Consider the following 11,981-nt stretch of genomic DNA (forward strand, 5'->3'; position numbering starts at 1 on the left):
ATAAACCCTATGATGTTGTCCAAGCTCAGATCGTTATTAGGACAGCCAAGTGGGGAGGATGTCAACACAGTGAAAAGGTATCTAAGGCAAATTAATGTGGCAGTTATTTTTGTTTTGTTGATTTCGTTGTTGCAGCCGGGAGCATTTGTTCGCGCTTCCATTTCTGATTTACCAGCAACAGATTACGGAACCGTTATGGATGTACGCCAAACAGAGCTTGCACCTGGTGCGATGTATACCTGGATGGATCTCCAGAATGAACGTGGTTTACAAAAGATACATGCAGTGGAGTTCAACCCGCGACAAGGAAATTTGGAGCTGCGGGCAGGCACGAAGGATGGAAAGGTATACGGTATGAAGGGCGTTACCGAAATGGCCACGTATGCGGATTCGCCTGGAAACCGAGTGATCGCAGGGATTAACGGTGATTTCTATGAAATCTCCGGTTTTGCCACGGGTGTTCCTAATGGATTGTTTATGGATGATGGTGTGATCCTGAACAGTTCGATCTCAGCTTTTACTTTCGGTTTAAAAGAAGATGGCAGCTCGATTTATGGGGTGCCGAAGCTGACTAAAAACGTAACGATTAATGGAAAAACAACTAATCTAACTAGCATCAACCGTTATCGAAATACGAATGAGCTGGTTCTTTATACGGAAGATTATAATACAACTACAAAGTCGACCAATGAGGGTGACGAGGTTGTTCTAGATATTGTCGAGGGAGAAGTGAAGAGCGGCCAGACCTTGAAGCTGAAGGTATCTGAGATCCGCAACAATCAAGGCAACACACCGCTTACCCAAGGAAAAGTGGTTTTGTCTGCTATTGGGACGTCTCGTGCTGTTATGCAAGGGTTATCGGTTGGTGATGACGTAACTGCAAGCTTTGCACTCAGTGGAGAATGGAATGATGTTAAGGTAGCTATTGGTGGCGAAGGACCGTTGGTTAAAGACGGAGTGGTTCAACAAGGTGTTGGACCTACAGGGATTCATCCACGTACAGCCATTGGTACAAAAGCGGACGGAAGTCTCGTTCTATTCGAAGTGGATGGAAGATCTCCGGGCTTCAGTGAAGGTGTGGATACCGATGAGCTTGGCAACATTCTGAAGGATATGGGTGTTGTGAACGCCATGAATCTGGATGGTGGCGGTTCCTCTACTTTTGTGGCTAGAATGCCAGGTACATCTGGTGTCCGAATGATGAATCAGGGATCCGATGGATACGAACGTAAAACCGGCAATGGTTTGCTGGTTGTCAATACAGCCCCTGAGCAATCTTCAGCTTCTAAGCTGGTTGTGCAGCCCAATGCGGAACGTATTTTACAAGGCTCCAGCTTTATGTTCAAAGCGGCAGGAGTGGACGAGAACGGCCATCCGGTGCCTTATTCGGGTACGCTGAATTGGCAGGTGGACGCTAACCTTGGTACTATCGACGCGAACGGAGACTTCACAGCAGGAACCACTGCCGGCACAGGCAAAGTAACTGTAGAGGATGGGGCAGTCAAAGGCAGTGGAGAAATTGAAGTTGTGGATAAGCTCACAGAGCTTAGGTTTCCTGATGAGATTAAAACTTATTCTTCAGGTGCGGCTCAGCAATTAACTGTGAAGGCGCTACGTAATGGACAGGTGATTCAAGCCGACAACCATAGCTTCGAATGGCGAGTGGACGGCGAGATCGGAACCGTGGATGAGAAGGGTATGTTTCAAGCGACTATTGAGAACGGGAAGAACGGAAAGATTTATGCTAAGTACGGGGACGTTGAGACCTCTTTTGAAGTAAATGTGGGGTTGCCGCCTGTAATGCTGGAGGATTTTGAGAATGGTATTGATAAATATATAGCCTCTAGTGCAGCAGCTAACAGTGTGGCGATTAAAGAAGTGACGGATCAGGATTTTGTTCGCAATGGGGATAAAGCCTTGAAGCTGGAATATGATTTTGTTAATAAAACAGGCACATCGGGTGCTTATTTAGCCGCAAGCTCAACTGCCAATCGGATTCAGATTCCGGGGTATCCTGAGAAGATCAGTATGTGGATTTACGGAGATGGCAAAAAGCACTGGCTGCGGGGACAGATTCGTGATGGCAATAATGCGGCAGTGCCTGTGGATTTTACCGATCAGGTGAATGGTGTGAACTGGATGGGGTGGAAATACGTCGAAGTATCCGTGCCTAAGGGGAAAACCATACCACTAACGATGGATATGCCTGTTCGCTATATGGAGACAAGCAATCTTAACAAGAGTGCGGGAGCTATTTATATTGATGATATTCGTGTCATTTATGGCCCGACAGAGGAGGATAGAACACCTCCTATTCTTAAAGATGCCTATCCTGGTGTGAACGAAATTGTTAAAACAGCTACGCCAACCCTTTCCGTCAATGGTGAGGATGATGGTTATGATCCAGTGGTGCATCAGGGAACGACCTTAATCGATCCGGACAAAACACGAGTGTATGTGGACGATCAATTAGTAGAGCATGGCTTTTATCCTCCAAAGGGTCAGATCACTTATAAACCAAAGGTTCCACTTACAGAAGGCCGTCATAAAGTAAAAGTTGCCATTCGGGATTTGAGTGGTAACCAGACGATAAAAGAATGGTATTTTACAGTGAATTTGGGTTCTCCATTCTATGTGTACAAAACACCAGAAGTAGTATATGCCGGCAACACGTACACTTTGGACGTAACGGCAGAGAAGGCGAGCAAGCTGAAGGAAGGAAATCTTACGTTTGCGTTTAATCCTGCTGCCATTAAAGATTTGCAGGTGATTCGGGGGATTGAGGTATCAGAAGCACAAATGGAGTCGATCATTGATCCAGTATTGGGCACTGTGCGTCTTAACCTAACGAATATCAATACCTCCAATCTCGGAGATACGGATCTAATCGGGCAAATTAAATATACGGTTCGCAATCATTATGTGGGTCCCTTTACGCAGGAGCAGCTGGCTGGGGATACAAGCAAACCTTTTATAATTGAAAATACATCCGGATCTGTAACTTCTACAGAAGGCGCCGGAGTTCCAATTTCTTTTATGGGAGCTGCTGTTGAATCAGTTGTGAAGTCACAGTTGATGCTTACTTGGAACCATTATGAACTAGCGAAGGGCTTTGATGCATCTTTTACGGTACAAGATCTGAATGGAAGTGTTGTTGAAGGAGCAAAGCTGCTGTTCGATGGAGTGGAAGTACAAGGTGCTATTTCAGGGGCAAGTGGAACACTTACTACTGACTTCGTCACTTCAGCAGAAGGAACCTTTAAATTGCAGGCGGTAAAAGGAAATGCCTATAGCCCTGTAATGACGTTCAAGGTTGCTCAGTATGACGGTACTGCTGCCCCGCGGAATGTTAATGTTACGATGGGTCAAGATGCAGCAACTTCTCGTCAATTTAATTGGCAGACAGAACCGTTGACCATGGACACTGTAGTAGAACTTGTGAAAAAAGCGGATTTTACAAGCTTTCAAGCCGCGAATGTAATAAAAATTACCGGCAGCAGTTCAATATACAACACCAACAATGACGGAACGATGCGAGTTCATAAAGCGGAAGCCACCGCGCTTACCCCCGGAACGGAATATGTCTATCGTGTGGGTGATGGGGAGTCAAATGTAAGTGAGCAAGGGTCTTTTGTTACAAGTGCTGGTGAGGACACTTCTACAAAGTTCCTGTTTATTGGAGATTCCCAAGCAGATTCTAAGGCTGGTTTTGGTCTTTGGGGCAATACGATTGAAGCAGCTTTTGCTTATATGCCAGATGCGGAAATGCTGGTTCATGCTGGAGATATGGTGGATAAAGGCTTTGAACAAGAGCAGTGGAACTGGTGGTTCGATGCAGCACAAAAGCAGCTGAAGAATACCACACTTGTTCCGATCATTGGGAACCATGAAGTGATGGGTACCAATGGAGATGGGGATTATCTGGCGCAATTCAATAATCCGCAAAATGGTGCAGCGAGCGTGAAAGGTACAAATTATTCTTTTGATATTAAAGATACGCACTTTGTGGTTATGAATACCGAGCATTCAGGTAGTCCTTTCGCAGAACAGACAGAGTGGCTGGATGAGGATCTTTCCGCTACACATAAAAAGTGGAAGGTGATTATCTTCCATCAAGGACCGTACGGCAGCATCTATTCGAATGAGCAGGTGCAGGCGAAGTGGGTTCCGGTATTTGATAAGTACAATGTAGATCTGGTGATGAACGGTCATGATCATATTTATTTGCGAACTTTTCCGATGAAGGATGGTAAGCAGGTTGCAGAAGGCGAAGGCACTCGATATGTTATCGGCGGTTCCTCGGGCCCTAAGTTCTATGCGCTGACACCACGTTTCTGGCAGGAAAAAATATATGACGAAGATGAGCAAATCTATACCGCTGTTGAGATTGAAGAGAACGAGATTACGGTTACCGCAAGAACGGTAGATGGTGTTGAGATTGACCGTTTAGTGATCGGCAAATTTGTTCCGGAATCCATTACTCTTGATCAAACAACTGATGAGCTTGAGCCTGGGGCTAGCCTGCAATTGCAAGCTAAGGTGGGGCCGGATGAGGCTAATCATCTGACAAAGATATGGTCCATCGTTTCTGACGCGACAGAATCAGTAATTACTGTAGATGAAAATGGCTTGGTTAATGCGGTAAAACCAGGGACAGCTAAGGTAAGAGTCACAGTGGCAGGTTACCCGAATATTTTTGCGGAAAGTACGATAACTGTAGATGCGCTGCAAGCGATTAAGCTTCAGGGCAAAAGACATCTTAAACCGGAAGAAGTCGACCAGACAGTCACAGAAGCTGTCTATGCATCCGGTAAACGTATCGCAATATTAGATGGACTTCATTATTCCAGCTCGAATGAGCACATTGCTACAATTAATGAACAGGGTTTGGTTCAAGCTCATCAGAAAGGCTCCACTGTGATCTCGGTAACCTATAGGGAGTTCGCCTCGGAGTATAACCTTGTCGTAACAAATGGTGAGGCTCCTATTCTTACAGAAATAACGATGGATGGGTCGGATTCGCTGGAACAAGGAAGTAAAGGCTCCGTTGTTGTTCAGGCGGTATATAGTGACGGCAGCAAGCAAGAATTGTTCGAGGGAGTAAACTTTGATACATCCGATCATTCCATTGCAATGATTAGCGAGGCTGGAGAACTTCATGCTTTGAGTGTTGGTACAACAAAAGTCAGCGCTATTTATAATGGTTTGTGCACTGATTATGTTTTGACAGTGACTGAGGGCTGGCCAAGTACGACGCCGTCCCCAAGTCCACAGCCAACACCAACGCCAGGTGGCTGGGTGCCGGGGCCTTCGTTGACACCAACGCCAATCGCTACTCCAACACCAACTCCGTCGGCACCTGCCCAGGCGGGTGTAGTAACCATAACAGCCTCACAACTGTCAGAGAACAAGAATGCTCGAGGTGAAGTTGTGGTTTCTGTTGACGGAGCGGTTACGGAATTGCTTTTGCCAGGCAACGCGGTTGAACTGCTTGGACGTGCTCCACTCAAAGTGGTCATGGAGGATTTATCAGTTACAATACCTACGGAGGTGCTGGCTGAATTAAGTAAGCTTGTCTCAACTGAAGTCATTGCAAAGAGTAAGATTTCACTACGGTTGAACACTGTAGTTAGTAATACAGCAGTGAATCTGTTGGATCGTGCAGGTACACTGGCTGGAGCACAATTGAGAGCGAAAAGTGATCTGCGAGAATGGTCGCTCAGCATCATCACAGAAAATAGCCAGTCCTTCTCGTTAAGACAGTTTGCAGAGCCAATCACGATTTCATTTAAGGTCAGTGCGAATGTAGATCGAAGCTTGCTTGGTATTTATTTTATGGATGAGGCTGGCAAGTTGGAGTATATAAGCAGTACATGGATGGATGGTTATCTATCTGCTACCGTCAGTCATTTTAGTAAATACGTTGTATTAGAATATGACAAAACATTCAATGATCTGAAGTCGGATCACTGGGCTTACCTTGCTGTGAAGCAGCTTGCGGCAAAACAGCTTATACAAGGTGTATCAGCGGATCGATTTGATCCAAACCGTGCGGTTACGCGTGCTGAGTTTACAGCTATGTTAGTACGCGCACTTGGCTTGAACGGTCAAGCAGAAGTTGTGTTCGCTGATGTACCAGCTGACAAATGGTTTGCAGAAGCTGTGGGGTTGGCAAAACAAGCTAGAATTGTTAACGGTCAGACCGCTTTACAGTTTGAGCCGGATGCCAAAATCTCTCGTCAAGAGATGGCTGCGATGCTGGCACGTGCATATGCCTACGCCAAGAATAGTGTATCTGTAGCTAGTCGTAACATTTCGGCGTTTAACGATATTGGTCTTGCTCCAGAGTGGGCTCAAGAGGCAATCAGCGAAGCGTACAGACTTGGTTTGATGCAAGGACGTGCTAAAGGGCAATTTGCACCGAACCAGAATGGAACACGTGCCGAAAGTGTAAAGATGATCCTCAACCTGCTAAGTGTTATGGAGTAATGATTATGGCCAGTCTCAGGTTGTTGGGGACTGGCTGTTTTTTGACTAATTGGTTTAGCTGAATTTAGGATCGATACGGACTGTATTGCAGCTATTTCAGTTTTTTGGTCCATTATTCGGACTCCATTTGATCTTATTGTCATACTTTTGCACGTATTCACAGTATATTTTAATGAATAGCTGCATTTGAGTCTGATAGCTGAGTGAAATGGCAGAAAACAGCTTAATATGAACTCCTTGTCCGATACGCAGGAATTTCAAATCAATGATCACAATCCAAATGCTGGAGTAATAGCGCTATCCTCCTCCAGCCTTTTGTAAATATAGGATTATATTGGGTCTATAGTGTTGTGAATTACCCTTCAGAGACAAGTAATTACTAGTATTAATTGTTATAAGCCAACACAAATTGTTATGTTGTGTTATGATAGTAGGGAGGTGACTCCCATGAATGATTTTGAGAACTATCCCGATGAGCTGGGTAATTTCATTCGGCACATCAGAAAGACGAGAGGGTTAACCTTAAGAGGACTGGAAGAAAAGAGCGGCATAAGTTACTCACAGCTTAGCAAGATCGAACGTGGAGAGAGCATCCCGCTAAAAGACAATCTGGACAAGATCATTGAAGCACTTGGAACAGATCTGAAGAATCGGATGTATCATTTGGCAGACTATATGCCAGATATTGAATATATCAAGACCTTAAAGCATGGTTATGAACTGCCACAGCTTAAACAGTCTCAGGATTACATTTATGAGACGGCATTTAACAAGCTTAAGGAATTCAGGGCAAAGGAAGGTAAAGAAACATCTTACGTTTCCTTTGATTCTAATGAAGTCATAGTTTATGAAACGGAATATGGGGCAGGAATGGTAATAGAGAAGATTGAGAAATACAATCTTACCGACGTCCTGAACGATAAGTTTGAGGGTTGCCTCGACTCCTTAAGAAAGAGCCCTCGGAAAGGGCGTCAAGCCTTTCTATTTGGCGAGTGGTTACGGGAGTGCGTTTATGAGCTGAAGGAAGAAGAACAGGATCAGGTCATACAAGCGCTCAAAGAATTTACGCAGTTTAAAGTACAACAGATAAAGGGTGCTTATAAATAATGTATGTTTCATAAATGATCTCAAAAATGAATAATGTTGCCCTTTCTTGCAGCCATCTATTCATCTTGATCCATAAACTAACAACTAAAAATGGTTTGACAGAAAAGGGGATATTAATAATGAAAATTAACATGAAGTTTACCAGCAAGGGAAAAGTCGCTATAGAGAATTTTAATAACGAGGAATTGCTGGAGATCTTCGCACGATACATCAAGACATTATCCAAAAAGTATGATATCGAAGTTGATGTTCCTCTTGATGAGAATCAAAATATTGTTGGTGATGGCGCTGTAATCGCGACTGCACAAAATGTGAAATGCGATGTTGAAACATTTTTCAAAGAGCTGGGTAGAGATATCAAAGTTCCTCTGAAGAAAAGACTTGGCGGGAAATTGGAAAATGTATTTAAAACGGAAATTACGGAGTAGGAGATTACTCTATTTCAGGGAATAGTACTTGCTACAAACAAAGAAGGTAGGGCCATTAGGAGGCTCTACCTTCTTTATGTTGATGAAGTTAACATGAAGTTAATCTAGAGAACACTCGCTGTAACACATGGGAAGTTATATAATTGCGTCATAATAAGCAAATTAATTTTGTTTAGGAGGATGTTATTATTTTTCAGATTGTATGAGATCTCTACTGTCTAAAATCTCTCTAACAATCTCTATAAAATCTGGTAAAGCTTGTGCTTCAACCGCTAGCGCGTAGATGTTAAGTAATTCTTCATCAGATACCGATTCAAGAGATGAGGGGCGTGGTGAGGGATGAAAATAGTAATTCATATGGTTCCTCCATTATACATTTGTATTTATTACACATTTATATATATGGTATCATTTGGAATACAATCCGTCTCCTGTCATTCATCCTACGAATTTATCTTTACATCTTAGGGGAATTATGGCATAATGGATAATTTTGTGTGATAATAGATTGGATTATTTTAAGTTTTAAAAAAACAAAACAATCCCGACATGTACTATACATGTCGGGATTGTTTTAATCAGAGTCTTTCTTATGAGTAGATAAGTACTTCTTTAGGCGAGGTTCATTGGATTCCGAAACGGTAGTGAACTGCTTACCTTGATTAAAGCATACAATCTTGCGTCCGGGATCATAGCCTTCTATGTTGTTGATATTAACGACGTTGCTGCGGTCAAGACGTTTAAATCCCTTACCCTCATACGCTACGGAAAGATCGGAAAGCGTGGTGGGGAGAATAAATTCGCCTTCTTTCGTATGGACGAATATTGTATTCTTGTAATTCGAGAAATACAATATTTCTTCCTCCAGAATATCACAGGAGGAACCGTCTTTTTGTAAGACACGCATTTTTTCCCCATCCTTGTTTAATTACTTGCGCAGTTCTTTTGGAACTTCAGGACTGTAAAGTGCTGGTTTTAGAATTGTTGCAAAAACAACAGCAGAAATACCTAATAGGTTAGAAGCATAACGAGCTAAATTTTTCTTCATTTGATTGGCCTCCTTTGTAATGGAATTATAACTGTAAAGGATTGAACTAAAAATGCCAATCCAATGACAGACGAATGAATCCAAAAATTCAATGAAACCAGAATTATGGAAATGATCTTTAAACCCAAATACCATTCTTTGGGGATTTGCGCATTAGCATCAGGATTTGGAGCACATAGAATCATTACAAGCAAAGAAAAAAGATTAATCCAAATGAACTGGTTATGTATTAGATAAGTGATATGAGGGATCAGTGAACATATAAAGATAGATACAATATTGCAGGCCCTTGCGGTTTTTAGATGCACACCACCAGAAGACATTCTTAGGAGTATGAAGCTAAATAAGGCTAAGAATGTTTCCTTTAGCTGTCCTGTGAGCCCGCCAATGCATAACGAGGTTATAATGATTAATAAAGTATTCAGAATAATGCTAAGGGCATAATGCATGATTTCAATGGGATGTGTTTGCTCTGGATTACTTTTCTTAATGACCTCAACAATTTTAAGAGTTAAATGATTCATAATTATTTCTATCCTTTTTGTAGGAGAAATAAAGATATCCCCATAATATTATTCCATAGAAAAATGGGATCAAGAAAAAGAAAAAGGATTCAAGAAAGTAGCTGATTGAAGTAATGACAATTAGTGTAGGAAGATTAAGAGCGAATAGTATTTTTTCGCTAGTCGTTGGTTTAATTTTTACATCGGGTTTATCAGGTACAAAGTCAAATCCAATTCGTTTATGACCCACATACATACCAATGAGAATCGCGGTTAATGCTGATAAGATCTGCATTGTAATAATGTTTATTGTAATCGGTTCCGAAGTATTTAGAGACATGTTGATTACAGAGTCTAATAGATACATAAGACTGGGTTGAATCACAAAGTATGTTTGATAGACCATCCCGGTTAATATAGAAGCGTAGAAGGGATGAATCCGGAATAACAGCCACATAAAACAAAGCATTAACGCATATTGTGTGAGAATATCTAATTGAAATAACTCATAGTTGATTCTAATTGAATAAGAAAAAAAGCCCATAATAAAACTAGCAAACATCATCTCTTTATGATAAATGTCAATTTTAAAGATTTTGAAAGCCAGAAAGAACATTGCATATGTCTCTAGTCCTGAAAATATTATAAACAGAATAAAATCTATCATGCCGACACTCCCGATGTCTTCTAGTATAACTAACCCTATTATTGCAAGTATCGTATAAAATGAGCTAAAATACAACAACTACAGTATAATTTTTCTTCTATTTTTTCAAAAAAATTCAAAATGAAGGGGGTTTAGACATGGATCGACGTCCAGAAAGCAGTGAGTATCTTGAAGAATTATCAAAATATGTTGATTTAGTGCCAGCTGAAGGAGACATCATTACTATTTTTAAAGAGCAGACGGATGAGATTTGCACTTTTATTTCGAATCTTACGGAAGAACAAGGAGAGCATCGTTACGCTCCCGACAAATGGAGTATTAAGCAAATGGTTGGCCATCTAGCGGATACAGGAAGAATTATGTCTTATCGTTTGTTGCGCGTTGCAAGAGGAGATACGACTCCGCTGGCGGGCTTTGATGAAAAGGACTACGTACTTACCGCAAATTTTGAAGCGCACACTCTAGAAAAACTACTGGCTCATTACAAGCTTGTCCGAGAGTCAACGCAAGTCCTTTTGGATACTTTGCCGGAAGACGCATGGACTCGTAAGGGAACGGTTAACGATGGAACCATCTCGGCGAGAGCAGTGGCCTGCGTTATGATTGGGCATGATCTTCATCATTTGAATATTCTTAAAGAAAGATATCTGGTTTAATCGAGTTTTATTTTAAAAAAAGCATTCCTGAGGCCATCGCGGCTTCGGAATGCTTTTTTAGCTAAAGGTATATATTTTGGGCCCCCCGCAAAGTACCTGAGTAAGCATCGAAGCAAAGCCTCACTTTGTGGGGATATTTTACAATGGAGGATTCTTGTGACATTTACGGCACACTGGATAGTAGGCTTCATTGCCGCCAATTTGGATTTGCTTGCCGCTGTATACAGGCTTACCATTTTCTACTCTTAGAGCCATCGTTGCTTTACGCTCGCAGAACCAGCAAATGGTCTTCATTTCCTCGATTTTATCAGCGTAAATCAGCATGTACTTGCTACCTTCAAATAGCTGGTTCTGAAAATCATTTTTAAGTCCAAACGCCATAACGGGAATCCCCAGTTCATCCACAATTCGTACAAGCTGTAGAATGCAGTCCTTGCTTAGAAATTGACATTCATCAATGAGTACACAGTGGGGCTTAGGCTGGTTACTGCTGACGATATTATAAATATCGGTATTCTCTTCGACGGGTATGGCCTGTTTCCGCAGCCCAATACGGGAGGAGATAAAGCCAACTTCGTCCCGATCGTCTATGGATGGAGTGAAAATGAGCACCGATTTCCCTTGCTCTTCATAATTATGCGCAACCTTGAGTATCTCAATAGATTTACCGCTGTTCATTGCTCCGTATTTGAAAAACAATTGTGCCACTTCCATCTATCCTTTCGTATAAGCCAATAATCTAATGTTAAAAATGCGACCTTAATTAGAGTATCATATTCGTGTCAGCTGTATCCAGTGAAAACATTGCGCTAGAATTGAATGTGGTATGATAAAGGGAATCAAGTGATTGGAAAGGAAGTAATAAGTGTGACTGAAAAAATAGACGAATACAAGGAACGGTTAGCCCTGATTCAGCAGAATGGAAATCTGTCTATCGAGGCTGAGACTTTGCTGGAAGAGATGATGGCAGATTTGGTGGAAATGAATCGAAGCAATAAAGCGCTGCGGCGGGCGATAATGAAAACTGGGCAGGCCTCCACGATGTCGACTCGTTTAAGGGATGCACTGTACGAATAGAAAAAG

Annotated in this window: 11 protein-coding genes; 5 read left to right on the forward strand and 6 right to left on the reverse strand. The window is 42.1% G+C overall.

The genetic code is table 11. From position 1 onward, the window contains the following. Positions 1 to 69: 69 nt before the first annotated feature. The 3 genes from UQ64_RS06155 (at position 70) to UQ64_RS06165 (ending at position 8,024) form a co-directional block, all read left to right on the forward strand. Entirely contained in the window at positions 70 to 6,489 is a 6,420-nt protein-coding gene (locus UQ64_RS06155; protein ID WP_060622607.1) for a phosphodiester glycosidase family protein, read from the forward strand. A 447-nt stretch (positions 6,490 to 6,936) separates the two neighbouring features. Next, a complete protein-coding gene (locus UQ64_RS06160) occupies positions 6,937 to 7,596 on the forward strand; it encodes a helix-turn-helix domain-containing protein (RefSeq protein ID WP_042190416.1) in 660 nt (219 codons plus the stop codon). 119 nt (positions 7,597 to 7,715) lie between these two features. Beyond that, positions 7,716 to 8,024 carry a hypothetical protein gene (locus UQ64_RS06165; protein ID WP_060622608.1) on the forward strand — a complete coding sequence of 103 codons (309 nt, stop codon included), beginning with the start codon at positions 7,716 to 7,718 and terminating at the stop codon, positions 8,022 to 8,024. A gap of 186 nt (positions 8,025 to 8,210) precedes the next feature. On the opposite strand, the gene UQ64_RS29905 is transcribed toward UQ64_RS06165, so the two are convergent. From UQ64_RS29905 to UQ64_RS06180, 5 genes are all read right to left on the reverse strand, one after another. Further along, a complete protein-coding gene (locus UQ64_RS29905) occupies positions 8,211 to 8,381 on the reverse strand; it encodes a sporulation inhibitor A family protein (protein WP_082651005.1) in 171 nt (56 codons plus the stop codon). A gap of 217 nt (positions 8,382 to 8,598) precedes the next feature. After that, positions 8,599 to 8,931, reverse strand: coding sequence for a LytTR family DNA-binding domain-containing protein (locus UQ64_RS06170; protein ID WP_060622609.1), 333 nt, complete (start codon positions 8,929 to 8,931; stop codon positions 8,599 to 8,601). Positions 8,932 to 8,952: 21 nt separating this feature from the next. Further along, positions 8,953 to 9,072 (reverse strand): cyclic lactone autoinducer peptide, encoded by a 120-nt coding sequence (locus UQ64_RS30685; RefSeq protein ID WP_156417466.1) that lies wholly within the window; start codon positions 9,070 to 9,072, stop codon positions 8,953 to 8,955. Continuing rightward, complete coding sequence (locus UQ64_RS06175; RefSeq protein ID WP_060622610.1) at positions 9,069 to 9,596, reverse strand: accessory gene regulator ArgB-like protein; 528 nt, start codon at positions 9,594 to 9,596, stop codon at positions 9,069 to 9,071. The genes UQ64_RS30685 and UQ64_RS06175 overlap by 4 nt, the downstream gene beginning before the upstream one ends. Beyond that, a complete protein-coding gene (locus UQ64_RS06180) occupies positions 9,577 to 10,242 on the reverse strand; it encodes a hypothetical protein (RefSeq protein WP_060622611.1) in 666 nt (221 codons plus the stop codon). The genes UQ64_RS06175 and UQ64_RS06180 overlap by 20 nt, the downstream gene beginning before the upstream one ends. Before the next feature lie 137 nt (positions 10,243 to 10,379). Between UQ64_RS06180 and UQ64_RS06185 the strand changes: the two genes are divergently transcribed. Beyond that, positions 10,380 to 10,898 carry a DinB family protein gene (locus UQ64_RS06185; RefSeq protein WP_060622612.1) on the forward strand — a complete coding sequence of 173 codons (519 nt, stop codon included), beginning with the start codon at positions 10,380 to 10,382 and terminating at the stop codon, positions 10,896 to 10,898. A 138-nt stretch (positions 10,899 to 11,036) separates the two neighbouring features. Here the strand turns inward: UQ64_RS06185 and UQ64_RS06190 are convergent, their stop codons facing one another. Next, a complete protein-coding gene (locus UQ64_RS06190; protein ID WP_060622613.1) occupies positions 11,037 to 11,606 on the reverse strand; it encodes a thymidine kinase in 570 nt (189 codons plus the stop codon). 159 nt (positions 11,607 to 11,765) lie between these two features. Here UQ64_RS06190 and UQ64_RS06195 point away from each other — a divergent pair, with 159 nt between their 5' ends. Further along, positions 11,766 to 11,975, forward strand: a complete 210-nt coding sequence (locus UQ64_RS06195) for a hypothetical protein (RefSeq protein WP_060622614.1) — start codon at positions 11,766 to 11,768, stop codon at positions 11,973 to 11,975. Positions 11,976 to 11,981 lie beyond the last annotated feature (6 nt).

It is taken from the genome of Paenibacillus etheri (assembly GCF_001012825.1).
Lineage (GTDB): Bacteria > Bacillota > Bacilli > Paenibacillales > Paenibacillaceae > Paenibacillus_AQ > Paenibacillus_AQ etheri.